Raw genomic sequence first — 25,077 nt, forward strand, 5'->3', positions numbered from 1 at the left:
TGAATACGCTACCGGACCACAGAATGGCCCGACATCGCAAGAGGACTCAGCGGCGCCCACGTCCTCCAAACTCTGCCTCGAACGACGCTTCGAGCTCGGCCGTCGACATGGTTTCGGCCATATGGGCATGTTCTTCTTCAGTGGAAACGTCCTGCAGACCAAAGATATTCTGGTCGGTCGGAATGAGGTCCATCACCTCTTCATCGACAGGCTCCGGCTCGGGCGCACGTGCCAGAGAACGCACGATGCCATCCTTGAGCGTACCGAGATTGACCTTGTCTTCCGCGATTTCACGCAGGGCCACCACAGGGTTTTTGTCATTATCGCGATCGAGGGTCATTTCCTCGCCACGCGACAAGCCACGAGCGCGCTGTGCAGCAAGGAGAACGAGCTCGAAGCGGTTCGGGACCTTTTCGATGCAGTCTTCAACGGTAACGCGTGCCATAAAACTCTTCCCAACCAATTTCCGCGGATCGACGTGAATTGTGCAAAATAGCATAGCCGTGGGGACGGAGCAATCACAACACCGCGGCCCAGCCACCAGACCCAGCTTGCCCAGACAGTGACGACCACCCGAAAGGTCACAACCCTGACGCAACCTGAAAATAAGGAAATGAAGCAGTCCCTATATTATTCAGCAGAATTTCGTTAACCTTCTACAGTAAATTTAGCCAACTGCCTCGAAGTACCCTGGAGGCAGATTTTGGATGTGGATCGGACATGCTCGACAAAAGCGAGAAAACTGCTGTTTTTATTGATGGATCAAGCCTTTATTACACAGCAAAAACACTGGGTTTTGAGGTAGATTATCGGAGATTGCTTCGCTACCTCAAGGCAGGAACACGATTGGTTCGTGCCCACTACTATGCAGCAATTCCAGAAACCGACGAATACTCACCACTCAAACCATTGACGGATTGGCTCGCCTATAACGGCTACATGCTGGTCACAAAGACGGCGCGCGAATTCACGGATCAAACCGGGCGCCGCCGCCTGAAGGGTAACATGGATGTCGAGTTGGCGGTGGACCTTCTCGAATTGTCTGACAGGATCGATCACGCTGTCATCTTCAGTGGTGATGCCGATCTGCGGCGCGCTGTAGAGGCCATACAGCGCCGTGGCGTGCGCGTGACTGCGATATCGTCGCTTCGCTCCTCCCCGCCGCTGATCGGCGACGACCTGAGACGACAGGTGGATCAGTTCATCGAACTGGGGGACATTGCGGCAGAGTTCACACGCCGTCAGGCCGACAGTCCAGTACGCCCCAGATCCACCCCGATCAGGCATCCTGCCGATGTTATGACCGACAGCGATCTTGATGACTGATCGTCCTGTCTAACCCAGCCCTGGGCATGTTTCGAGGCAGTGAGATGGCATCGGCAGACATCGTAACGTTTGCCCCGCCCATTTGAGGCCGACAATTCGGCGGTGGGCGCCCGTGGGGACTACCTGCGAGCGCCTCCGCTCGGCTTCGTTCACTGCCAGATTCACGCCTCTACGGAAGTTGAAGCGTCAGGCGTTTCCATATCTCTTAGTCCTGTATCCACCGGGATCCGATCCGGTGCATAGGCAGCTCCAGCGAAGGGAGCCTGTGCGCGACTGCGATCTAACGTGCTTGTTGTCATGACATTTTTTGATCATCGGGAAGATGTCCGCTCACCAGAAACGTATTGACACAAATCGGGCAAGACTTCCCTAGATAAACCGAGACAGAGGGGCGCCCCCCTTCCCAGCATCTGCCCGCGTCGAATGATGCGTGATCAACTGCGCGTCGGGGCAAGCAACCTGGGCAATCAGGACGCTTTAACCCGCAGGATCACGCTCGAGAGGAGAATCACCATGAATCAGCGTAACTCAGGTAAGATCGGCTTTATTGGCTATGGTGCGATGGGCTCTCTCATGGGCCATAACCTGCGGGCAACGGGTTATGACGTCATTGCCTACACCCCGTCAGGGCGCCAGCAGGATGCAGAGACACCGGTGGCCCAGTCAGCGTGCTCGCTTGGCGAAAGCGTTGATATCATCATCCTGTGCGTACCGAACGATGCAGCCGTAATGGCATCGGCCGAAGGAGACGACGGATTTCTCGCCGGGGCTCGCCCTGACGCGCTCGTGATCAATTGTAGCACCGTCTCGCCAGAGGCGACCGAGAAGCTCCAGAGGCTTGTCGTCGGAAAAGGACTACGCTTTGTAGACGCCCCCATGTCGGGCAGCACCCCCGAAGCCGAAAAAGGCGAGCTTGTCATGCTGGTGGGAGCCTCAGAACAGGATCTTGCCGCCGCCGCGCCCGTGCTCGACGCCATCGGCAAGCTCACCATCCATGCTGGAGACGTCGGGGCGGGCACGCGCCTCAAGCTCGTCATCAACGGCATCATGGGCGCAACGCTCAACGTGATTGCCGAAGCTGTGGGTTATGGCCTTGATAGCGGCCTGAACCGTGACATGCTGTATGAAGCGCTGTCTCAGGTGGCCGTCATCTCGCCGCATCACAAGCGCAAGCTTGGTGCCGCACAAACGGGTGATTTCTCGCCGCAATTCCCGACCCGCCTCATGTCCAAGGATATGGGACTGCTCATCAGCGCGGCCAGATCGACGCACAGCTTCTGTCCTGCCATTGCCGTGGCAGACCAGGCCCTGGCCCTTTCGGGCAAACGTCATGCCGATGAAGATTACTCGGCTTTGCTTGGCGCGATTGAAAAGAGCGTCGTCAAGCACGACAACTGATAGATCAACGCGACACGGGCCGCTGTCGCAACGGGTTGACGAAACCGGTTGCGCACCATAGCTGCCTTCTGTGGCCAGACAGCCCGTCTGGCCCTCACCATGACAGTCCAGGAGACGCGACCATGGCTTTCGAACTGCCGTCCCTTCCCTACTCGTCCGGTGCGCTCGCCGCCTCTGGCATGTGCCAGGAAACGCTTGAGCTGCATCATGGCAAGCATCATCAGGCTTATGTCACGGCGCTGAACGGCTTTGTCGAAGCCAAGCCGGAGCTTCAAGGCAAGAGCCTTGAGGAAATCATCCTCGCCGTGAAGGGTGATGCCGCACAGGCTCCCGTGTTCAACAACGCGGGCCAGCACTGGAACCATATCCTGTTCTGGAAGAACCTTGCGCCGAATGGCGGCCAGGTGCCGTCCAAGCTGGCCGCAAAGATCGAGTCCGATCTCGGTGGTCTCGACGCGTTCAAGGCTGCGTTCAAGCAGGCCGCCATCTCGCAGTTCGGCTCAGGCTGGGCGTGGCTGGTTCTTGGCAACGATGGCAAGCTCGCCGTGACCAAGACAGCCAATGGCTCGAACCCGCTGGCCGAAGGCCAGGGTCGTGCCCTGCTGGGTCTGGATGTGTGGGAACACGCCTATTATCTGGACTTCCGCAACCGTCGCCCTGACTACATCACCAACTATCTCGACAAGCTTGCCAATTACGAGTTTGCCGAAGCAGAGCTGCTTTCTGCCTGATATCGTTCCGGACTGCCCTGAGGATTGTCCCTGGGGACTCTCTGCGGGGCAGCCCAAGACGATATCCCATGAAAAAGGCCGGCTCCCTTGCGGGACCGGCCTTTTTCGATCTGTACGGAGCGCTGCGTCTTACTTGGCGGGCTTGCCACCGTCATTCGCTGGCTTCGCCGTGCTGGTCAGAACCTGCGAGACATTTTCACGCATCAGCTGGATCTTCACGCCGGGAGCGATCTCGATCTCGATTTCCTTGGTCCCCTCACGGGCAAGCTGAACCACGCCAATAATGCCGCCACTGGTCACGATACGGTCACCACGACGCAGCGCGTTGAGCTGTGCCTTGAGTTCCTTCTGGCGTGCCTGCTGGGGACGGATGAGCACGAAATAGAACACGACGAACACGAGGATCATCGGGAGGAATGAGATAATCCCGCTGTTGGCGAGCATGCGTTTCTTCCATATGTCGATAGTCAGGGACCGGGCACGTCATGGGACGGACCGGATTGCAGCCGGACCATAATTGACCGCGCCTGCACGTCAAGCACGGCTTTGGAACAAGGGAGAAACCTATGGACCCCGTTCTGCTCGAAAAACTCGAGCGTATTGCATCGGCTCTGGAACGCCTGTCACCCGCACCGGCCAGCGCAACCACGCTCGAGACAGGCGACGCCTTCATGTGGCAGGGGGCGTCCGCAAGCCTGCGACCCGTCGCGCAGGTCCACGGGGTCGATCTCTCTCTGCTGCGCGGGATTGATCGCCAGACCCGGCTGGTTCTGGAAAACACGCGCCATTTCGCACAGGGTCGCACAGGCAATAATGTCATGCTCTGGGGTGCGCGGGGTATGGGGAAATCCTCGCTGGTCAAGGCGTGCTTTGCCGAGGCCAATCGCGAGCGGCCCCATGCCCTTGTCCTGATCGAGATCCAGCGCGACGATCTCTCCACCCTCCCCCGACTGCTCGATATCCTGCGCGCCCAGCCCCGGCGCTGTATTCTCTTTTGCGATGACCTCTCCTTCGAGACACAGGATGCCGATTACAAATCGCTGAAATCGGTTCTGGATGGCGGCATCATGGGCCGCCCCGAGAACGTGCTGTTCTATGCCACGTCCAATCGTCGCCATCTCATGCCGCGCGACATGATGGAAAACGAGAGCGGCAGCGCCATCAACCCGCAGGAAGCCGTCGAGGAAAAGGTCTCCCTGTCAGACCGCTTCGGCCTGTGGATCGGTGTTCATGGCTGCAACCAGGAAACCTATCTTGCGATTGTTGACGGCTACGCAGCCCACCGCAGGCTCGCCATCTCGACCGAGGCGCTGCATCGGCACGCTCTGGAATGGGCCATGGAACGTGGGGGCCGCTCCGGCCGCGTTGCCGCCCAGTTCATCGACCATCTCAGCGCGACGCTGGGATAAAAAAAGCCGGGTCGGTTATGCACCGGCCCGGTCTGAAAAGCTTGTCAGAAAGGAAAGCGTCTGCAGGAACCCTTTGGCTGGTCCCTGCATGGATGAGGGAACGATCAGAACGTCGCGTTCAGACGACCGTAGTAATAGGCGCCATAGATCGGAATACCCGAGGAGTCGGTGTCATAGATCTTCGGACCCAGATAGTTGGTGATCGGGTTCACGTGGCGCGGGCGCTGGTTGAAGATGTTGTTTGCGCCGATAGCAAAGTGCCAATGCTCGGTGAAGCGATAGCCAACTTCAAGATCTGTCAGCCAGACAGGCGTGTTCTTGAACTCTGCCCATTCCGTGTTGGAGTACTTGATCGCCGCTGGTGCCAGATCCTCATAGGTCAGCAGCGACTTGGTCTCGCCATAGCGGGTCTGACGCAGGTTCACGTCCCACTGATGATACGTCCAGTAGGCGTTCAGGATCAGCTTGCTGCGCGGTGAGCCCGTGGTGAGATAACCCACTGTCTGCGCATTGGCTGCGGGTTCCCCGAAAGCATTGGTGTTGATATGGCTGATGCGCGTGCGGTTGAGGTTGAGCATCGCGCTCAGGTTAAGCGTGCCGTAGCGGTGCAGACGCAACAGATAATCGGTTTGCAGGTCGAGACCCTGCGTGCGCGTGCTGGCCACGTTGGCAAAGTAATTGGCTGTCACGTTGCTGGGGTCGATCCCGCTTGGCAGATCCACGCCTGTCAGAGCGATCGCATCCAGTGCCGTCTGACCATTGACCGTAGCCGAGCCGATAATGCGGTCACGGATATTGATCTGATAGACGTCAACCGAAACATGCCAGTCCTTCAGCGGTTCTGCGATGATACCGCCTTCGGCACTCGTCGACCGCTCGGGCTTCAGACGCTGGGCACCGATGGTCTTGCCTGCAGCGCCAACAGTCTGAAGCAGACCCGAAGCACCAGTTGGAGAGACGTTAAGCGCCGAATAATACTGCTCGGGCATGGTCGGCGCACGAAAGCCGTTGCTGATCGTGCCGCGGATTGCGAGCTTGCTGGTGATGTCGTAGCGCGTCGTGACCTTGCCGTTCTCGGTATTCCCGACATCGGTGTAGTGCTCGAAGCGGCCGGCAAAATCGAGGTCCCAGTGCGGCAACGGATGGAAGTCGCCATCCAGATAACCCGCCCAGATATTGCGCTGCCACTTGCCTGCGTTCTGTGGCGTCAGACCGGCAAAGCCCTGTGTGCCGCCAAGATCATACGAAGCCGGCTCGCCTGCCTTGATCGTGTACATTTCCAGACGATGCTCGGCACCGAAGGCCAGCGTCATCGGCACCACATCCGCGATACGGAAGTTGCGACGGGCATCGAAATTGCTGGTCCACTGGGCGAGAGAATAGCTCTGGGCGCGCACCGTAGTGGGCGAGAACCCATAGGCCTTGTAGTAATTCGGGTTGAAGGTGTTCTTGTTCCCGATATCGTCGTCATCCTGGCCATAGAGCGTGCTCAGATCCCAGCTGAAACCGAACAGATTGTCGCCCTTGAGGCCCAGATTGGCCTGAAAGTCGTTCTCCTCGATCGTCTCGAGCGGGGAGAAGCCGTAGGGATAGGCGCTCGGTGCCACGGTGGGCACACGATAATTCTCGTAAGCCTCGGAATGGCGATGGGCGTAGGTGATCAGACCATAGGTCTCGATACCTTCCGTGATACCCTTGCCCCATTCGATGGAGAGATTTTCGCGTGTTTCTTCCGGGTTGGAGAGGATGTTGTTGGAGTTGGCGGGCCAGCTCGAGCTGGTCGTCCAGCGATGGTCATCGGTGCTCTTGAGCTTCGAGACCCAGTGATCGGTGTGATAGATCTGACCGCTCAGGTGGACGAAACCGTCATTGCCCCATTTGAGACCGCCATCGGCACCAATCAGATACTGCCATCCGGTGCCGTTATAGGCATTCGCACCCGTCTGCGCGACGGTGTTGATGCCATGATTGGTCTTCTTGGTGATGATGTTCACGACACCTGCGATGGCATCAGAACCGTAGAGCGCGGCAGCGCCGTCACGCAGGATCTCGATGTGATCGATCGCGCCCGCCGGGATCATGTTCAGATCGACCGGGGTCGAACCCTGCTGCGGGCCTGCATCCGCATAGATATTGGCCGTCGTGTTACGGCGTTTGCCATCGACCAGCACCAGAACCTCGTTAGGGTTTAGGCCACGCATACGGATCGCCGAGGTCAGCGCACCGGCATCGGCGCCGTTGGCTGTGACCGTGATGGAAGGATCAACGCGTGTGATGGCGTCTGCCAGGTTGAGCTGGCCCGAACGGCGCAGGGTAGCAGCAGAAACCACGGTGACAGGCACGGCGCTGTCGCGGGCCTTGCGATTGAAGGCATGGGTACCCGTCACGATGACGGACTCACCGCTATCGCCGCTCGCATCGCGTGCCTTGCGGGTGCGGATCTTGGGAACGGAATGAAGGGGCTGATCCGAGCCGATTGATGTTCTGTGGTGAACGACACCTGTCTTCTTTACCTTCGGCGCAGTCTGCTCGGCAGGCTGCGTAGCCGCCTGAGCGTAGCTGAACCCGAATGGGAAGGAGAGAAGGGTCGCCGCCGCCAGTATTCTTCGCTTTGTAAACATCGTTCGAGCTGTCTCTCCATGGGATCGTGAACCAGGATCAGTCTAGGCAGCATCGAAAACTCGTTACAACGTCGAAATGGAATTTTCTTTCGTTAGCGGATCGAATGAGACAAAAAAAACACAGTTTGTCGTAGATAGCCAGCACAAATCGGCCAGTTTCAGCAATTATCTTTCGCCTAAGCTCCATTTCACGATCATAAGTTCCCCGGTGAACATTCGTGACGTAAAGGTGCTGTTCCCTCTGGCCGCAAGCCTGCTAAACTTCGCCTCTGCACAGGGTTGCAAGGATTTCAGAGCCACGCTCAGGGCCGCCAGCTTTTGCCAGGCCTGGCCATGAGGGCGGTCAAGACAGGGATACCGATGACGGAAAGTCTCACTAACGACACACCTGCAAACGCCCAATCCGGACAGCGCTGCTCAGATGCCATGAGGCTTGGAAGCGATGCGGTTGATCTGCGCCGGGTCAAATGCGACCCCGATTACTGGTACCCTGTTGCGTGGTCGCACGAGCTGCGCAAAGGCAAGACCATTGCGACACGTTTTGCCGGTCAGCCCATCGCGCTTGTGCGCCCACAGGAAGGCACCGTGTTCGCTCTGGAGGATCGCTGTGCGCATAGACAGGTACCGCTCAGCAAGGGGCGTGTGGAGGGCGAGGCTGTCCAGTGCTGCTATCATGGCTGGGCGTATGGCCGCTCGGGCCGCTGCATCGATGTGCCCTATCTGGGCAAGGGCAAACTCCCCAATGGCGTTCGCACCTACCCGTGCCGTGAGGTCGAGGGGCTGATCTTCATCTTCCCGGGTGATCCGGGCAAGGCTGAAACGACCCCCTTCCCGCAACTCGGCTCCGTGGCCGACCCTGCCTACAAGACCCGTCGTTTCGGCGAGCATGTGAACTGCCATTACAGCTTCATGCATGAGAACCTGATGGATATGAACCATCAGTTCATGCACTCGAAGCAGATGGGCAAGATGAAGCCCCGCTATCTTGGCGGTGCCGATGAGCCACGTATGGTCGAGGCGCGTTACAGCTTTGCCCGCGTGGGTGGCAAGCAGCCCTGGGGCGAGGCGCTGATCTTCGGAGAACGGCGCGATGCCAGCGCGAAATTTGCGCATCGCGACGTCATGACCATCCGCACTGTCTATCCCTATCAGACACTGCACATCCGTACCGGCGACGAACCGCCCGTGATGGATCTCTGGATCGTCTATGTGCCGCAGGACGCCGAACATCTCACATGTCGCGTGTTCGGCCTGCTCTCGATTCGTCGTCCCAAGCTCAAGGGAGCGCTCGAGCTTGCCTGGCCGCTCCTTGTCGGGTTTACCAACAGGATCTTCGCCGAGGACCGCGAGATTGTGGAGCTTGAGCAGAAGGCATGGCGTGAGCTTGGCGGTGATCGCAATCAGGAAGTCTTCCCGGTGATCAACGCCCTGCGTGACCTGTTGCGTCGTTCGGGCATCCAGCCGGAAACCGAAACGAAGGGTGTCGAGTCACTGACCGAACCGGACCGGGCGCAGGCCGCCGAATGAGTCTGACACTCGAGGTCTCGCCCTACAGCTTGCGACCGCTTCAGCCGACTGATGGTGCCGCCGTGCATAATCTGGTCAACGACTGGAGTGTAGTGCGCATGCTCAGCCATCTTCCCTTCCCTTACCCGCGGGAGCTGGCTGATCAATGGATTGCGAGCACCATCGAGCGTCAGGAAACCGGCAAAGCCTGGCATTTTGCTATTTGTAACAATGACAGGCTCGTCGGTTGCATAGGTCTGTCGCTTGATCGTCCGACCCAGACAGCAAGGATTGGCTATTGGGTGGGGCGTCCATTCTGGCAGCAAGGCATTGCGAGTGCCTGCGTGCGACGCGTGGTCGAATGGGCGTTCCAGACACTTCCGGTCATGAAGATCATGGCGGACGTGGCAGAAGATAACCTGCCATCGATCGCTCTGCTCGACCGTCTGGCATTCGTGCGCTCGGGCACAACGCGTATCCCCTTCATCTCGCGCGGGCCGGAACCCTATCCAGTGCTTACCTACAGGCTGGATCGCACATTGGAGAAGGCAACGCCCGCGACACAGGGTACCGGGCCGCGCGTCCTGTTGGTCGTCGCAGCCGTGCTGATCGATCGGGAACAGCGCGTTCTCCTAGCCCGTCGGCCGCCCGGCAAACCTATGGCCGGACTGTGGGAATTCCCGGGCGGTAAGGTCGAGCCCCATGAATCGCCCGAACAGGCGCTAATCCGGGAACTGGATGAGGAGTTGGGAGTCGACATCTCAGCAGGATGTATCGCCCCCTTCACCTTCGTTTCCGAAAACATAGGGGGGCGGCATTTACTGATGCCGCTTTATCTCTGCACACGCTGGCGACGCCAGCCCGTCCCGCGCGAGGGGCAGGAGCTTGCCTGGGTGCAAGTGGACGAACTGGATCGCTTCCCTATGCCAGCACCCGACCGCCCACTGATTCCTCTCCTAAGAGAGTTACTCGCCGGTTGACCTGCGGGCGGCGCTCAGTCGGCCTTGACCAGGGCAATGCGATGCTGCGGCAATCCTGCCTTGTCGGCACGGAAGGTAAAGAGACTGCCCGATTGCGGATACTGCGCAAGAATTTCGTCTGAGAGGCCCTGACGCGCGCTCGTGACATAGGCCGTTTTTCGGTCATCACCACCAAAGGCAACCTTGGTGACATTCCTGGCAGGTAAGGCAAAAGAGGCCCGCTCAACGCCATCGGGGGTGAAACAACGCACATGAGCGCCGCCCCAGGTCGAACACCAGATATTGCCTTCACTGTCTGAGACAACACCATCAGGATAGCCCTTGTCCTCAGGCAAATTCACGAAGATGCGCTTGTTCGACAGCGTCCCATCAGGGGAAAGATCGAAACGATAGATCACTCCATTGGGTGTATCACAGGCATAAAGGAGCCTGCCATCAGGCGAAACCGCTGGGCCGTTGGTAACCGTGTATCCTGTGTCATGCTGACGCAGCACAAACCCCTCTGCCGTGTGATGCACCGAATAGAGAGAGCCGCTCGGCGCCTCTTCGGAGTCATCCATCGTGCCGAACCAGCCGCGCCCATGCAGGTCCACGCAGCCGTCGTTCAGGCGGTTGCCGGGCTTGTCAGCCTCGACATCGAGTTCTTTTTCAAAGCTACTGGCCTGTGGATCGAACCGGTAAAGTCCGTCGGGCAACCCCGCCAGGAAGGTGCCATCTTCTACCGGAAGCAGAAACGCGACCTTGCCGGGAGCGACCCAATGATGGGCCTCACCCAGTTCCGGGACGAACCGGTGGACCTTGCGACCGTTGATATCGACGAAATAGATGGCGTTTTCGCTGGAGATCCAGACCGGCCCCTCACCCAGATCGGCGCGGATATCATAGGCGCATGATGCGCAGGGCTCGCTGTTCAGATCGCTCATTTCCTGTCTCCTGCGAAAAGGTCATAGTCAGTTTCATCAACTCGAAGTTGATCGCCGTGTCGGGATTTAACGTCAAGACACCCTGTATGGTTGACGAAGTTATCACTCCCCGGCGATCAGAGGGAAACCCCATGCCACCTACAGCCTGCCTTCTCATCATCGGCAATGAAATCCTGTCTGGCCGCACGCAGGATGCCAATATCCGCTTCATCGCGAACGGCCTCGCCCGCTCGGGAATTGCACTGGAAGAGGTTCGCGTCATTCCCGACAAGGCCAGGCGCATCATCGACACGGTTGCCACCTGTCGGGCCATGTTCGACCACGTCTTTACCACGGGCGGCATTGGCCCGACCCATGACGACATAACCGCGGCCTGCGTCGCGGAAGCGGTCGGGGTTCCCCTCGAAATTCACGACGAAAGCTATCGAAAGCTGGAATCCTATCTGGGCAAGGAGAAATTCAACAAGGCGCGGCAGCGGATGGCCTGGCTGCCACGCGGTGCTGTCCCGATCGAGAACACCGTTTCGATTGCTCCGGGGTTTTCGATTGCCAATGTGCATGTCATGGCGGGCGTACCCTCCATCATGCAATCCATGTTCAACGCTCTGCTTCCGACCCTCGAAGGGGGGGCCCCTCTATGTTCGGTGGCATGGCATGCGGATTTGCGTGAGGGGACGTTGGCGGAGGGGCTGGAGGCAATCCAGAACGACTTCCCCACGCTCGACCTCGGCTCCTATCCGTTTGAACGTGCCGACGGGCGCAAGGGTGTGTCTCTCGTCGCCAAGGGCTACGATTCAGATCAGGTGGCGCAAGCCGGTGAGCGCATCCGTCAACTGATCGATTTGCTTGGGGTGACGCCGCTCGAGGGTGAACCTGCCCCCTGAGAAGCACAAAAAAACCGCCTGACCTTATGGCCAGGCGGTTCTTCATCCTTCAGGGCCGGGGTCGTCAGACCCCGTCCGGAAACCGGTGCCTCAGAGCGTATCACGCCCCATCGCAAGGAACTTCTCGCGTCGCTTTGCCACCAGATTCTCTCCCTCGAAGGGAATGAGTTCGGCCAGCACATCGCCAATGGCATCGCCGACAGCGGCAATCGCTTCTTCCGGGAAACGCTGCGCCCCGCCAATGGGCTCGGGGATGATACGATCGATCAGATGCAGCTTGAGAAGATCCTGAGCCGTCAGCTTGAGCGCCTCGGCCGCCGTAGCCGCCTGCTTGGGGTCGCGCCAGAGGATGGACGCGGCGCCTTCCGGCGCAATGACCGAATAAATCGAATGTTCAAGCATCAGAACGCGGTCACCGGCGCCAAGGGCAACAGCCCCGCCCGACCCGCCTTCACCAATGATGATGGCAATCAGCGGAACCGGTGCGCGAAGACAGCAATCGGTCGAACGGGCAATAGCCTGCGCCTGACCACGCTCTTCGGCATCGATGCCCGGCCATGCACCTGACGTATCGATGAATGTCAGGATCGGCAGGCCAAAGCGGCCGGCCATCTCAACAAGGCGCTGCGCCTTGCGATAGCCTTCCGGCTTGGGCATGCCGAAATTATGGCGCAGGCGCGACTCCATGTCGAAACCGCGCTCGGTGCCGATCACCATGACAGCCTGACCGCGGAAACGGGCAAGACCACCGACGATGGCCTGGTCATCATGCCCCAGACGATCACCGGCAAGCGGCGTATATTCCTCAAGCAGCCCCTTGAAGTAATCAAGAGCGCGAGGACGCTGCGCATGGCGCGCGACCATGACTTTCTGCCACGGCGTCAGCTTGGTATAGGCAGCACGAAGCTGCTTTTCCGCCTTGTCGGACAATTTGCCGATTTCGTCGGCAATGTTGATGCCTTCGCCGTCCTTGGCCATCTGGCGAAGTTCGGCAATCTTGTTTTCAAGCTCGGCAACCGGCTTTTCGAAATCGAGATACTGACGCATGCCCCGCCGATAGCACGGGTTCATGTTCCACAACAATCCGTCGCTTCATCATGGCGCATCATCCGAAAGCGGGTGATGCTGGTTAAGCACCTGCCGCAGCCGTTCCTGCATCACATGGGTATAGATCTGGGTCGTCGCGATATCGGCGTGACCAAGGAGCATCTGCAAGGCGCGCAGATCCGCCCCGCGCTCCAGCAGATGCGTTGCGAAGGAATGTCTCAGCACGTGGGGTGATACCAGATCGGGATCGATCCCGGCCCTGAGCGCTACATGGAGCAGGATCTTGTCAAACCCCTGACGGGTCAGGGCACGCGCCGGGTTGCGACCGGGAAAGAGGTAGGGACTATCGATATCCCGGTCATGATGAAGCAGCGCCAGAGCGGCTTCGCGAGCTGCATGGGAGATCGGTATGAGCCGCTCCCGCCCACCTTTCCCCCTGATCAGCACCATTTCCGACTCACGCCTGAACAGCCGCCCGGGCAGAGCGAGCAACTCCGAAATACGCAAACCGGTTGTGTAAAGCAGTTCGAGCGCCGCCCGGCTGACCAGATCACGCCGTGGATCGTCATGGCCATGACATCCCTCGTCGAGCAGACGCTCTATCTGCGCCTCCGACAGGAGTTTGGGCAGCGGCTTCTCCAGACGCGGCATCTGGATGCTTTCTGTGGGGTCATGATCGGACCACCCCTCGCGCTGCACGAAACGGAAGAACTGGCGCAGGCATGAAAGCCGTCGTGCTGCGGTACTTGATGAAAGCCCCGAACGCCCCTGCCAGGCACTATAGGCCGCAATGCTGGTCTGCCCTGCCTCAAGCAGAGCCGCCGGCTCACCCTCATTCTGACGCTTCAGGAAGGCGATGAAATCCGCAAGGTCCGAGGCGTAGGCCTGACGGGTGCGCGGGGCCGCATTGCGCTCCGCCGCCAGCATCTCCAGAAAAGCCTCTGCCGCCGGGGGTAGCCCCTCACCCCCGGTCATGAGGGAACGGCTCAGTGTTGAAGCATGGGCGCTGCGACAGGCTCTGGCATGGCGGGCATGGGTTTGGCGGGTGCGGCGCCCGGCATGGCCGGTGCGGAATCAGCCGCCGTCGCCGCAAACTGCGTTCCCGGCAGATCCTTGTGCACCATCGTCTGTACGGGCAGTGGCGGGTTCATCCCGAGCTTCAGAAACGCTCCGCCAAGACCCAGAACGATCAGGACAACGAGTGCAAGGGCGATCCGGGGAAAGCTCAGCGTGGACATGAAAAACTCCTGAAAGACGGGCGTGTGGGCAAGATTTTCAGCCACAGGCCGCGCCCTGCCGGGGCTGCTCGGTGGCGAGCCGCTTTCCTGTATGTTAGCCTTGCCCGAATGTCACGCCCCACCTTTTTTTCCGATCGAACCGAACCGATGCCCGACCTGCCTGATCCCGCAACCGGATCGGACTTCCCTGCCCCGAACACTGCTGACCAGATCATTGTTCTTGTCGGCCTGATGGGCGCCGGAAAGACGACAATCGGCCGCCGTCTGGCGGCTCGACTCGGTCTGGAGTTCGTGGATGCCGATCTTGAGATTGAGCGTGCCGCGGGCTGCACCATTTCGGAAATCTTTGCCCGGCATGGTGAGCCGGCGTTCCGTGATGGTGAGCGACGGGTGATCCAGCGTCTGCTGCAGGGGCGTCCCAAGGTGCTTGCAACAGGGGGCGGCGCCTTCATCGACGCGCAGACGCGCCGTCTGGTAAAGGCCCACGCCCGTTCGGTCTGGCTGCGTTGCCCGCTCCCCATACTGGTGCGTCGCGTTTCAGGCCGCACGGGTCGCCCCCTGCTCGACAAGGGCAATGTCGAATCAACGCTTGCCGCGCTTCAGGCGCAGCGCCACCCCATTTATGCAGAGGCAGATATCGTCGTGGATTGTGGAGATGACAGCATCGATCATGGTGCTCAGCGCATTATTGAGGCGCTCGATTCCTATGCCCACCCGCTTCGGGTACCCGTAACGCTTGAGTCGCATCGTTACGAGGTTCTGATCGGGTCTGACCTGATCAGCCGTGCCGGGGCCTATCTGGCACCCGTCCTGCCCCAGAAGCGTGCGGTGGTGATCACCGATGAAACCGTGGCGAAACTCCACCTCCCGCGCCTGCTTGGTGCACTGGGCGAGACCGGTATCGAGGCCACCCCTTTTGTGGTTCCAGTGGGTGAAGAGTCGAAATCGCTCACCCGCTATGCAGCGCTGATCAACGACATTCTGGACCACGGGATGGAACGCCATACAACGGTTATCGGCCTTGGCGGTGGCGTGGTGGGCGATCTTTCCGGCTTTGTGGCGTCCAGCGTTCTGCGTGGCGTTCCCTTTGTTCAGATCCCGACAACACTGCTCTCTCAGGTCGACAGCTCGGTCGGGGGCAAAACAGGGCTCAATGCCCGCGCCGGCAAAAATCTTGTCGGGGCCTTCTATCAGCCTCGTATCGTTCTGGCAGACAGTTCGGCTCTGGCGACACTATCACGTCGTGAACGCGTCGCGGGTTATGCCGAAATCGTCAAGGCAGGCGTTATTGCCGACCCGGCCCTGTTTGCCTGGTGCGAAGCCCATGGCGCCGACCTTCTCGACGGCGACCCGGCGGCCTTGGGGGAAGCCGTGCAGCGTGCCTGCGCCTTCAAGGCGAAAGTCGTGATGGACGATGAAAAGGAAACGGCTGCGCAGGATGGGAGAGCCCTGCTCAATCTTGGGCACTCCTTCGGTCACGCTCTTGAGGCCCATTTCCGCTATGACGGGCGACTTCTGCATGGTGAGGCCGTATCGATCGGACTCCATCTGGCCGCTGCCCTCTCTGTCGCCCTGGGCCTGTGCCCACGTGCCGACATGGAACGCATCGACACCCATCTGCGTGGCCTTGGCATGCCCGCCGGTCTCGACTGGTTCGATGAAACGCTGAGCGCCAGCGAACTGATCGCCTCGATGGCTCGCGACAAGAAGGTGCTCAACGGACGCCTTTCTTTCGTGCTGATTCGCGGGATCGGCCAAGCATTCACGACCCGTGATGTTGAAATGGACACGGTGCGTGACGTTTTGGTTCAGGAAGGTTGCCGCCCCTGACATAGGGAAAGGGAAATGGCGGTTTTTCCTTACAGAACAGCCATTCTCCTCACGATCCCTTGATGACAGCTTTCATGAACAAACCCGCTAGAACGGCTCGCTGCATAAGAAATTGTTAATCGGACGGAATGGAGTGTTGCAGTTTGGACACGGCTACTTCGTCTAATCGTCAAATACCCATGGAACTCACTTCCTGAACCGGAAATGACGGCTCTATACGCACTTATGCATCGCGCTGAGCTTGTTGTTGCTTCCCCTCTTCGGAGGGAAAACGGCAGGCTTGAATGGATGAATTTATGAGGACGAAACTAATGCGTCTCCGCACGGCACTTCTGGCCATGACGTCGATGGCAGCCGCCCCGACGATCGCCATGGCGAGCACCATCACCGGCCCGTATGTCAATATCGGCGGTGGCTACAACCTGGTTCAGCAGCAGCACGGTCGCTTCTCGCCGACCACACAGGCTGATGGCACGACCAGCAACAACGCCAGCAGCTCGCGCTTCCGTCACAAGGACGGCTTCACGGGCTTCGGTTCGTTCGGCTGGGGCTTCGGCAACGGCCTGCGCGCTGAAGTTGAAGGCGTTTACAACTACTCCCAGATCAACCACCGCACGCCGACGGCCGTCCCCGGCTCGACCAGCGGTTCGGACCAGTCGTATGGCGGTTTCGTCAACGTGCTGTATGACATCGATCTGGCCCAGTTCGGCATCAACGTGCCCGTCACGCCGTTCGTCGGTGTCGGTGCAGGTTACCTGTGGCAGCATTACAACCCGATCACCACGGCTTACAGCAACGGCGCTGTGAACCGCGTTGGCGGCACGCAGGGTGGCTTTGCCTATCAGGGCATCGTCGGTGCAGCTTACGATATTCCGGGCGTTCCGGGCCTTGCGCTCACGACCGAATACCGCATGATCGGCCAGACGTTCTCGGATGGTGCTTATCGCTCCACCAGCTGGAACCGCAACGGTTCGGGCCTCCACAAGGGTAACGTGAACTTCGATCAGCGCTTCAACCACCAGTTCATTCTGGGCCTGCGCTATGCGTTCGACACGGCTCCCCCGCCGCCGCCGCCGGTCGTCACGGTTGCTCCCCCGGCCGTGCAGCCTGCCCGCACCTACCTGGTGTTCTTCGATTGGGACAAGTCGAACCTGACGGGCCGCGCTCGTGAGATCGTTGCCCAGGCAGCTCAGGCTTCCACGCACGTCCAGACGACGCGCATCGAAGTCAATGGCTACACCGACAACTCTGCTGCTCACCCCGGTGCACGCGGCCAGAAGTACAACATGGGCCTCTCGGTCCGTCGCGCACAGTCGGTCAAGGCTGAGCTGATCCGTGACGGCGTTCCTGCCGCTGCGATCGACATCCACGGCTACGGCGAGCAGCATCCGCTGGTCCCGACGGGTCCGAACACCCGCGAGCCGCAGAACCGTCGCGTCGAAATCATCCTCCGCTGATTTCGGCCTGAGAAAGAGGTCTCCCCAGAGGCCTCTTGATCGGTTCCAGAATAAAGGCCTCCGGCATTCGTGTCGGGGGCCTTTTTCTTTGCTGCCCCCCTTGCCTCACCGACAAAGCATTACATATAGGTAATGCATTCGGAGGATAAGCTGTTCATGCTTCGCCCCTCCGGGGAGGTTGGCCATGGCTCAGACTTATCATCTCAATCGTTCGGACCGCTCCAGCGTTACGCCGCTTCACCATGAAGGCGAGAATGTCTTTCTCATGCTCGGCGCCCTTGTGGGCGGGCTTTTCGCTCTCGGGGCGATCGCTTTGTTGACCCTGTGAACGACATGTTCCTACGGCGCAAAAAAAGCCCCGGTCTCCCGGGGCTTTTTTATTCCAGACAATCTCATGCCAGATTTTACTCAGATAGCATCTCGCAAGACACCCAGCTGATCAGTTGCTCAGACCAATCTGCTTGATATCGTGAAACGCCAGATCGGGGTTCATCTCGACCATACGGCGCATCATGAAGTTGGAGCTCGCGAGGAAAACGGGATCGCCGTCAAGATCATCTGCCATGGCTGAGCGGTTCGCCATGGAATAGGCTTCGATCTTGGTACGTTCGCCCGTCACCCAGCGGGCAATGGTATAGGGGGTCGATTCAAACCCGATAGCAACGCCATATTCGCCCTGCAAACGCGACTGCAACACATCGAGCTGGAGTGTGCCGACGACGCCTACGATGGGTGGTAGCCCATCCTGCGGGCGAAACAGCTGCACGACTCCCTCCTCTGCCAGTTCCACAAGCGCCTGACGCAGCTTCTTGGCTTTCATCGCGTCATCCAGGCGCACACGGCGCAGGATTTCGGGCGCGAAATGCGGCACGCCCGTAAAGCGAAGTTCTTCACTCTCGCTGAGCGTGTCCCCAATCCGCAATGTGCCATGATTGGGCAGCCCCACGACGTCACCCGCGAAGGCCTCCTCCGCAAGCTGACGATCACGCGCAAAGAAGAATTGTGGCGTGTGCAGCGCAAACTGCTTGCCTGTGCGCACATGCTTAAGGCGCATGCCGCGCGTCAGCCGTCCCGAGCAGATACGGGCGAAGGCCATACGGTCGCGATGATTGGGGTCCATATTGGCCTGGATCTTGAAGATCAGCGCCGTTACCTGTTCCTCATCGGCCTTGACCTCACGCGTCTCACTGGGTTGAGCACGCGGCTCGGGACCATAAGCCACCAGGGCATCCAGCAGGTCGGTCACGCCAATCTCCTTCATGGCGCTCCCGAAGAACACAGGCGTCAAATGCCCGGCGTCGAAAGACTCACGGTCGAACAAGGGCAGAGCAGCCTCGGCTAGTTCGAGCTCTTCGGAAAGCGCAACCATACGCGCATCGGATTGCGGGAGCGTCGCAGCCTCACCGCGTATCTCACGCGTGCGCATGTCATAGGTGCCAGCAAAATGACCGGCACGGCCAATCGGCCATGTGGCAGGAGAGGTATCCAGCGCAAGGGTAGACGCAATTTCATCCAGTAGCCCGAAGCAGTCCTGCGCCTCGCGGTCCATCTTGTTGATGAACGTGACGATAGGAATATCGCGCAGACGGCAGATCTCGAACAGCTTGCGCGTACGGTCCTCAATACCCTTGGCTGCGTCGATCACCATGACCGCGCAATCGACAGCCGTCAGCGTACGGTAGGTGTCCTCGGAGAAGTCTTCATGGCCCGGCGTGTCGAGCAGATTGAACACGCAGCCGCCATATTCAAAAGTCATGACCGAAGTCACAACCGAAATACCGCGGTCACGCTCGATACCCATCCAGTCGGATTTGGTACGGCGGCGCTCACCCTTCGCGCGTACATTGCCTGCAAGCTGGATGGCGCCACCCGCACGCAGGATACGCTCTGTCAGGGTCGTCTTACCGGCGTCAGGATGCGAAATGATGGCGAAGGTCCGGCGGCGCCGGATCTCGCTGGCAAGGCCCGTGGCAGAAACGGAGGCAGACGCGGCTTCGGACATCGAAAACTAACCTTCGGTAAAACGGCAAATACCAGAAACGACAAATGCCGGACCGGGGTGAACCCGATCCGGCATTGGCCAGAAACACCCGGAAGAAACGGGTCTTTTAGCGCGAGTAGAACTCGACCACGAGGTTCGGTTCCATCTGCACGGGGTACGGCACATCGGACAGACGCGGGCTGCGAACGAACTTGCCCTTCATCTGGCGATGATCGACCTCGATGTATTCCGGCACGTCACGCTCAGCGGACTGGGCGGCATCGAGAACGACAGCAAGCTGCTTGGACTTCTCACGCACTTCAATGACGTCGCCGTCACGGACGAGGTAGGAAGGAATGTTTACCTTGCGGCCATTGACCGTCACGTGGCCGTGGCTGACGAACTGACGGGCAGCGAACGGGGTGATCGCGAACTTGAGGCGGTAGATCACCGCATCCAGGCGACGCTCCAGCAGGTCGATCAGGTTCTCTGACGTGTCGCCCTTACGACGGACGGCCTCGTCATAGTACTTGCGGAACTGCTTCTCGCTGATGTTGCCGTAGTAGCCCTTGAGCTTCTGCTTGGCCATCAGCTGGATCGAGAAGTCGGAGGGCTTCTGCTTGCGGCGCTGGCCATGCTGACCGGGGCCGTATTCCCGCTTGTTGACCGGCGACTTGGCGCGGCCCCACAGGTTTACGCCCAGACGGCGATTGATTTTGTACTTGCTCTCTTGGCGCTTGCTCATGTGCAAGAACTCGCTTCGACTTCGGGCTGCCCTATGCTGCGTGGCAACCGCATGTTGCGCCGGTAGGCCTTCCCCCGAATTGAGAAAGACGGGCGCATCCCTCGAACCGCTGTCACGGGATGCAGAACCCGATCTGACAACGGCCGGCATGTCCACGTTCCCGGCAATAGCGGCGGCTCGTACAGGACCCCCTCTGCGGTGTCAATCAAATTTGCCCGGATCAGCGACGGCAGAGCTCGCCTTTCATCCACCTGCACCAATCAGGAGAGCTCGCGTGGCTCACAAATTTCGGATTGACGGAACAACACAAGAGCGGCTGCGTCTGCATGGATGCACGCCATGTCTCATGGCATAACAACCGTGATTATTCTAGGGAGGCCCGTCATGGCCATTTTCAAATTCAATCGTGCTGCCGGGCGCAAGCTGGACGAGCAAGCCAAGGTTACGGCCATCAACCCGGCTGGTGCCCCCGCGCCCAAGGCTCCGCATGAGAGCCTCATCAAGCGCGCTTTCAAGCAATATGGCATGTCGCAGCTTTCCGTCTCGCACATAACGGTGCGCGACAGCACCATCGCCCTCAAGGGCAAGGCCGAGAACGCGGCCGAACGCGATGCCATGATCCTCGCCGCAGGCAATATCGCCGGTATCGACACGGTGCATGCCGATATCACGGTGCCAGAGGGTACGCCCGCTCCGGTATTTCATCAGGTCTCACCCGGAGAGACGCTGCATGCCATTGCCAAAAAAACGGATGCGGATGTCACGGCAGAGGATCTGCACAAGGCCAATGAAGCCGAGCTGGCTCATCATGACGGCGTCTATCCCGGCCAGACGATCCGTATCCCGGAGGCCTGATCTCTCCGCGCTCTACCGATTACTGAGCAACAAGCAGGGCCTGATCAGGCGGGCTCCGCACAGGCAGGGGGCAGCGTCCCCTGCCCCTCTCGCAGTTTGCGCCGTAGCGTGACCGCCAGCCTTATCGACAGCAGGACCGACAGGATACCGAGCCCGGTGGCGAGGCCGATCCAGAGCCCTGCAGCCCCGTAACCTGCCTTGAACGCCAGCCAGTCGCCCCCGAGGATGGATACGGGGATATAGGTCACCACCATCAGCACCATTGGCATGAACGTGTCATGGCAACCTCGCAGGGCGCCAGAACACACGCATTGCACGCCATCGAGAATCTGGAAGATCCCCGCAATTTTGAGAAGCGTTACAGCCAGTGGAATGACCTGCGCCGCATCCTGACCACGCGGATCGACATAAAACCCGGCGATGTATTCCGGGAAGACGAGCAGGATCGTAGCGGTAAAGCACGTCCACAATACCACCAGCATGACTGCCCCGAGCGTGGCGCGCAGGGCCGCCGCAGGAGCACCAGCGCCCAGCCAGTACGCAACCCGGATATTCACCGCCTGAGAGAGCGCCAGACTGATCATGAAAGCGGTACTGGTCACGCTGAGCGCTATCTGGTGTGCCGCCGACGAGACAGCCCCCAACGCGCCAGCGTGAAGCCCTGTCATCTGGAACGCCAGCAATTCTGCGCCCGTCGCGCCCATCATGGGCAGCCCCAGACGCAGCATTTCCATCATGGCGCGTGGATCGGGGCGCGTCAGGCGAAGATGCGGCCTGAGTAAGGACTGGCGCCGGGCGAGAATTACCAGCAAGATGGCAACCGACCAGCCCGTCACGATGGTCGCGCAGGCCGAACCCCACAGCCCCATACGCGGCAAACCAAAGCGCCCATGGATCAGACCGGCATTGAGAAAGCCGTTCATGACCGCCATACCCGGCATGGTCCAGAGCAGCAGACGTTCACTGCCAAAAGCAGGCAGGATAATGCGGAGCAGCCCGATGATGACCAGATTGGGCAGGAGCGCCCATAGCAGCAGATGCATGAAGCGGCTGCCCTGTGAGACCATCAGGGCGGGCTCGTTGAAGAAACTGAGCAGCGACCCTGCGGGCAGCAGAATGGCCAGCACTGGTAGACAGAGCAGCAGCGCAAGCAAGACGCCTGATGTCACAATGCCCGAGAGATCTTCCAGACGCTCTTGCGACGCAAAGGCACGGCCGCGCGCCCGGGCGATGAGGATGCTGGCCCCACCCAGCGCCGCCTGAAACGTGATGAACGTGCAGAAAAAGAGATTGGTGGTCATGCCACCCACCGCCAGCGCCGTGGCACCCAGACTGCCAAGTAGCACCGTATCGGTGACATTCATGGCCATTTCGCTCAACTGCGAAAAACTCAGCGGCGCGGCAATTCTGATCAGCGCACGCAGGTGTTCACCCCAGCGCGGGGCCGTTGCGGAAGAGCGAATTTCTGTCATGCAGCCCTGATTATAGCAGTGCCGAAAGAAAACCAGCACCAAAAGCCGTAAATTAGAGTTGCATGGGGCGCGGGGCTGACGCATCTACTCAACTCCATGGCCACCCCACCCTATACCCTGTCCCTTCATGACAGCCAGACGCGGCGGAAACAGGTTTTCACGCCCCTGGACCCTGAAAATGTGCGCGTTTATTACTGTGGACCCACCGTTTATGACGCCGTGCATATCGGCAATCTGCGTGCCATGCTCAGCGCCGACATTCTGGTCCGCCTGCTGCGCGCGCTGTTTCCGCGTGTGACCTTTGTCCGCAACATCACGGATGTGGATGACAAGATTACCGCCAGGGCGCGGGATAATGGTGAGGATATCGCGAGCCTCACGGCCCGTACGACCATCGCCTTTCATGAAGATGTTGCAGCGCTGGGCATCCAGCCACCCGACATCGAGCCCCGCGCCACGCATCATATCGACGACATGCTGGCGATGATTGCCCAACTGATCGCAAGCGGCCACGCCTACGAGGCAGAGGGCCATGTTCTCTTCGCAGTCGATCGCTGCGCGAGTTATGGTGCCCTGTCCGGACGAAGCCCGGACGATCTGCTGGCCGGTGCACGGGTAGAGATCGCGCCCTACAAGCGTCACCACGGTGATTTCGTCCTGTGGAAGCCCTCTACGCCTGAACAGCCCGGATGGGACAGTCCTTATGGCCGCGGCCGCCCCGGCTGGCATATCGAATGTTCGGCCATGTCCCATCGTTATCTGGGTGAGAGCTTCGATATTCACGGCGGGGGCGACGATCTGCTTTTCCCGCATCATGAGAACGAACGGGCCCAGTCTCTCTGCTGCAATCCGGGCAGCAGCTTTGCGCGATACTGGCTGCATAATGCCATGCTGCTCTCCAATGGGGAGAAAATGTCCAAATCCCTGGGCAATTTCTTCACCATTCGCGAGGTGCTGACCCGTGCCCCGGCCGAGGCGCTGCGCCTGCTCATGCTCGGTGCCCATTACCGTTCCGTGCTTGATTTCACCTGGGAGAAACTCGACGACGCAAAGCGGACGCTCGATCGCTTCTATCGCGCCCTTGAGAAACACCCGTCTATCACACCCGGCGCAGTCGATGCTGATTTCATGTCCGCCCTTTGCGATGACATGAACACACCTCTCGCCCTCTCCTGCCTGCACCCGCTGGCCGATGCCGCCCTTGCTGGCGATGCACAGGCAGCCGATTCGCTCAAGGCTTCTGGCGCCATGATCGGCCTGCTTGGCCAGTCGGCCGATGAGTGGTTTCGAGCCGGATCGGATGACGGTGCCATTGACGCCCTGATCGTCCAGCGTGCCGAAGCCAAGAGAGCGCGTAATTTCGCACTAGCGGATTCGATCAGGGCCGATCTGGCCGCGCAGGGGATCATTCTTGAAGATACCGCACAGGGAACGAAATGGAGGCGCGCATGACGGGTCGTGATGGTGGCGCCGATATCGGACCGATAGGGGCTTTCAGCCCGGTCGTGATCCTGGTGCGCCCGCAGCTCGCCGAAAATATCGGGACGACGGCCCGTGCCATGGCCAATGGTGGTCTCTTCCATCTGCGTATCGTCGCGCCGCGTGATGGCTGGCCGCAGGAGCGCGCCTGGTATGCCTCCTCCGGTGCTGACCGGATTCTGGACGAGGCGCAGGTTTTTGACACCGTGGATGAGGCCGTCGCCGATCTCCACCACGTCATGGCGACCTGCCCGCGCCCGCGCCATATCGTCAAGACCGTCATGACGGCCCGTGGTGCCGCGTCAGAACTGCGCGCAATAGCCGATCGGGGGCTCAAGGCAGGGCTGCTTTTCGGTCCCGAACGTGCTGGGCTCGATAATGAGGACATGGCGCGCGCCGATATCCTCATACGCTATCCGCTCAACCCCGATTTCATGTCACTCAATCTCGCTCAGGCGGTGCTGATCATGGCCTATGAGTGGTGGATGGCCTGCGAAACCACGCCGCCACGCACGCTGATGACAAACGAGACCCATGTAGCGACCAAGGGTGAGCTGGAAAACTTCCTCGGCCATCTCACGCGTGATCTCGACGAGTGCGGCTTCCTGCGCAATGAGCAAAAACGCCCTGGTATGGTGCGCAATCTGCGCCATTTGTTCCAGCGTGGAGAAGTGACCGAACAGGAACTCCGCACCATGCATGGCGTCGTGACTGAACTCTCCAATGGCCGCAAAGCCCGACAGCAATAGGCGTCAGACCATGTTTACCGGCGTCCATCATGTGGCAATCATCGCCTCTGACTACCAGAAATCACGGGCCTTCTACACCGAAGTCCTTGGTTTGAAGATCATCCGTGAAATCTGGCGCGCCCAGCGTCAGTCATGGAAATGCGATATTGCCATCGGTAACACACAGATCGAGCTTTTCTCGTTTCCGGCGCCACCCTCGCGCCCCACAAAACCCGAGGCGGCGGGGCTGCGTCATCTCGCTTTTGCGGTGGAGCATATCCAGGATGCCGTAGATCATCTTACGGGACACGGCGTGGCGTGCGAACCGCTTCGTACTGATCCCTATACCGGTAAACTCTACACTTTTTTCAACGATCCGGACGGCCTGCCTCTGGAGCTCTACCAGAATTGATCGCCTGCGCAGGCCTCCCCGGTCATGCGCCAGAGGATAGATCCGGCCCGCCCGA

24 protein-coding genes are annotated in these 25,077 nt (G+C 59.7%); 14 read left to right on the forward strand and 10 right to left on the reverse strand.

The genetic code is table 11. The features are described from left to right. Positions 1-46: 46 nt before the first annotated feature. Positions 47-445, reverse strand: coding sequence for a DNA-directed RNA polymerase subunit omega (gene rpoZ / locus ACWNRM_RS01145; RefSeq protein WP_485169113.1), 399 nt, complete (start codon positions 443-445; stop codon positions 47-49). 275 nt (positions 446-720) lie between these two features. Here rpoZ and ACWNRM_RS01150 point away from each other — a divergent pair, with 275 nt between their 5' ends. The 3 genes from ACWNRM_RS01150 (at position 721) to ACWNRM_RS01160 (ending at position 3,455) form a co-directional block, all read left to right on the forward strand. Next, positions 721-1,326: a LabA-like NYN domain-containing protein gene (locus ACWNRM_RS01150; protein ID WP_485169114.1), complete on the forward strand. Its 606-nt coding sequence runs from the start codon at positions 721-723 to the stop codon at positions 1,324-1,326. A gap of 426 nt (positions 1,327-1,752) precedes the next feature. Continuing rightward, complete coding sequence (locus tag ACWNRM_RS01155) at positions 1,753-2,724, forward strand: NAD(P)-dependent oxidoreductase (protein ID WP_485169306.1); 972 nt, start codon at positions 1,753-1,755, stop codon at positions 2,722-2,724. A 122-nt stretch (positions 2,725-2,846) separates the two neighbouring features. Then, entirely contained in the window at positions 2,847-3,455 is a 609-nt protein-coding gene (locus ACWNRM_RS01160; RefSeq protein WP_023978540.1) for a superoxide dismutase, read from the forward strand. A 129-nt stretch (positions 3,456-3,584) separates the two neighbouring features. Here ACWNRM_RS01160 and yajC read toward each other — a convergent pair whose 3' ends face one another. Next, complete coding sequence (yajC, locus tag ACWNRM_RS01165) at positions 3,585-3,899, reverse strand: preprotein translocase subunit YajC (RefSeq protein WP_023978541.1); 315 nt, start codon at positions 3,897-3,899, stop codon at positions 3,585-3,587. Positions 3,900-4,021: 122 nt separating this feature from the next. On the opposite strand from yajC, the gene ACWNRM_RS01170 reads away from it, so the two are divergent. After that, entirely contained in the window at positions 4,022-4,864 is an 843-nt protein-coding gene (locus tag ACWNRM_RS01170) for an ATP-binding protein (protein WP_285532047.1), read from the forward strand. A gap of 104 nt (positions 4,865-4,968) precedes the next feature. On the opposite strand, the gene ACWNRM_RS01175 is transcribed toward ACWNRM_RS01170, so the two are convergent. Further along, positions 4,969-7,485 (reverse strand): TonB-dependent receptor plug domain-containing protein, encoded by a 2,517-nt coding sequence (locus ACWNRM_RS01175; RefSeq protein ID WP_485169115.1) that lies wholly within the window; start codon positions 7,483-7,485, stop codon positions 4,969-4,971. A gap of 426 nt (positions 7,486-7,911) precedes the next feature. On the opposite strand from ACWNRM_RS01175, the gene ACWNRM_RS01180 reads away from it, so the two are divergent. Continuing rightward, positions 7,912-9,012, forward strand: coding sequence for a Rieske 2Fe-2S domain-containing protein (locus tag ACWNRM_RS01180; RefSeq protein WP_485169307.1), 1,101 nt, complete (start codon positions 7,912-7,914; stop codon positions 9,010-9,012). Beyond that, positions 9,009-9,971 carry a GNAT family N-acetyltransferase gene (locus ACWNRM_RS01185; protein ID WP_485169116.1) on the forward strand — a complete coding sequence of 321 codons (963 nt, stop codon included), beginning with the start codon at positions 9,009-9,011 and terminating at the stop codon, positions 9,969-9,971. The genes ACWNRM_RS01180 and ACWNRM_RS01185 overlap by 4 nt, the downstream gene beginning before the upstream one ends. Positions 9,972-9,985: 14 nt before the next feature. Here the strand turns inward: ACWNRM_RS01185 and ACWNRM_RS01190 are convergent, their stop codons facing one another. Continuing rightward, the gene (locus ACWNRM_RS01190; protein ID WP_485169117.1) at positions 9,986-10,894 is read right to left on the reverse strand and encodes an SMP-30/gluconolactonase/LRE family protein; all 909 of its coding nucleotides are present in this window, start codon (positions 10,892-10,894) and stop codon (positions 9,986-9,988) included. Positions 10,895-11,025: 131 nt separating this feature from the next. Between ACWNRM_RS01190 and ACWNRM_RS01195 the strand changes: the two genes are divergently transcribed. After that, a complete protein-coding gene (locus ACWNRM_RS01195) occupies positions 11,026-11,778 on the forward strand; it encodes a competence/damage-inducible protein A (RefSeq protein ID WP_485169118.1) in 753 nt (250 codons plus the stop codon). A gap of 90 nt (positions 11,779-11,868) precedes the next feature. Here the strand turns inward: ACWNRM_RS01195 and ACWNRM_RS01200 are convergent, their stop codons facing one another. The 3 genes from ACWNRM_RS01200 to ACWNRM_RS01210 are packed head-to-tail and all read right to left on the reverse strand — an operon-like array spanning position 11,869 to position 14,063. Next, positions 11,869-12,825, reverse strand: coding sequence for an acetyl-CoA carboxylase carboxyltransferase subunit alpha (locus ACWNRM_RS01200; protein WP_062164959.1), 957 nt, complete (start codon positions 12,823-12,825; stop codon positions 11,869-11,871). 48 nt (positions 12,826-12,873) lie between these two features. Beyond that, the gene (locus ACWNRM_RS01205) at positions 12,874-13,800 is read right to left on the reverse strand and encodes a tyrosine recombinase (protein ID WP_485169119.1); all 927 of its coding nucleotides are present in this window, start codon (positions 13,798-13,800) and stop codon (positions 12,874-12,876) included. Positions 13,801-13,811: 11 nt separating this feature from the next. Then, the gene (locus ACWNRM_RS01210) at positions 13,812-14,063 is read right to left on the reverse strand and encodes a hypothetical protein (protein WP_485169120.1); all 252 of its coding nucleotides are present in this window, start codon (positions 14,061-14,063) and stop codon (positions 13,812-13,814) included. A gap of 147 nt (positions 14,064-14,210) precedes the next feature. Between ACWNRM_RS01210 and aroB the strand changes: the two genes are divergently transcribed. From aroB to ACWNRM_RS01225, 3 genes are all read left to right on the forward strand, one after another. Next, positions 14,211-15,893 carry a 3-dehydroquinate synthase gene (aroB, locus tag ACWNRM_RS01215; RefSeq protein WP_485169121.1) on the forward strand — a complete coding sequence of 561 codons (1,683 nt, stop codon included), beginning with the start codon at positions 14,211-14,213 and terminating at the stop codon, positions 15,891-15,893. A gap of 311 nt (positions 15,894-16,204) precedes the next feature. Next, positions 16,205-17,350 carry an OmpA family protein gene (locus ACWNRM_RS01220; protein ID WP_485169308.1) on the forward strand — a complete coding sequence of 382 codons (1,146 nt, stop codon included), beginning with the start codon at positions 16,205-16,207 and terminating at the stop codon, positions 17,348-17,350. 184 nt (positions 17,351-17,534) lie between these two features. Next, the gene (locus tag ACWNRM_RS01225) at positions 17,535-17,678 is read left to right on the forward strand and encodes a hypothetical protein (RefSeq protein WP_485169122.1); all 144 of its coding nucleotides are present in this window, start codon (positions 17,535-17,537) and stop codon (positions 17,676-17,678) included. A 111-nt stretch (positions 17,679-17,789) separates the two neighbouring features. Here ACWNRM_RS01225 and ACWNRM_RS01230 read toward each other — a convergent pair whose 3' ends face one another. After that, the gene (locus tag ACWNRM_RS01230) at positions 17,790-19,352 is read right to left on the reverse strand and encodes a peptide chain release factor 3 (protein ID WP_122039844.1); all 1,563 of its coding nucleotides are present in this window, start codon (positions 19,350-19,352) and stop codon (positions 17,790-17,792) included. Positions 19,353-19,458: 106 nt separating this feature from the next. Then, positions 19,459-20,076 carry a 30S ribosomal protein S4 gene (gene rpsD, locus ACWNRM_RS01235; RefSeq protein WP_023978552.1) on the reverse strand — a complete coding sequence of 206 codons (618 nt, stop codon included), beginning with the start codon at positions 20,074-20,076 and terminating at the stop codon, positions 19,459-19,461. Between the two features lie 384 nt (positions 20,077-20,460). Between rpsD and ACWNRM_RS01240 the strand changes: the two genes are divergently transcribed. Then, positions 20,461-20,931: a LysM peptidoglycan-binding domain-containing protein gene (locus ACWNRM_RS01240; protein WP_485169123.1), complete on the forward strand. Its 471-nt coding sequence runs from the start codon at positions 20,461-20,463 to the stop codon at positions 20,929-20,931. A gap of 44 nt (positions 20,932-20,975) precedes the next feature. Here ACWNRM_RS01240 and ACWNRM_RS01245 read toward each other — a convergent pair whose 3' ends face one another. Further along, positions 20,976-22,403: an MATE family efflux transporter gene (locus tag ACWNRM_RS01245; protein WP_485169124.1), complete on the reverse strand. Its 1,428-nt coding sequence runs from the start codon at positions 22,401-22,403 to the stop codon at positions 20,976-20,978. A gap of 96 nt (positions 22,404-22,499) precedes the next feature. On the opposite strand from ACWNRM_RS01245, the gene cysS reads away from it, so the two are divergent. Genes cysS through gloA2 form a run of 3 tightly spaced genes read left to right on the forward strand, consistent with a single transcriptional unit; the run spans position 22,500 to position 25,022 of the window. Continuing rightward, a complete protein-coding gene (gene cysS / locus ACWNRM_RS01250) occupies positions 22,500-23,855 on the forward strand; it encodes a cysteine--tRNA ligase (RefSeq protein WP_485169125.1) in 1,356 nt (451 codons plus the stop codon). Then, on the forward strand, positions 23,852-24,631 hold the full coding sequence (locus ACWNRM_RS01255) for an RNA methyltransferase (protein ID WP_171840683.1): 780 nt from the start codon (positions 23,852-23,854) through the stop codon (positions 24,629-24,631). The genes cysS and ACWNRM_RS01255 overlap by 4 nt, the downstream gene beginning before the upstream one ends. Beyond that, positions 24,606-25,022 (forward strand): SMU1112c/YaeR family gloxylase I-like metalloprotein, encoded by a 417-nt coding sequence (gloA2, locus tag ACWNRM_RS01260; RefSeq protein WP_485169126.1) that lies wholly within the window; start codon positions 24,606-24,608, stop codon positions 25,020-25,022. The genes ACWNRM_RS01255 and gloA2 overlap by 26 nt, the downstream gene beginning before the upstream one ends. Positions 25,023-25,077 lie beyond the last annotated feature (55 nt).

Source organism: Asaia sp. A2, assembly GCF_057319415.1.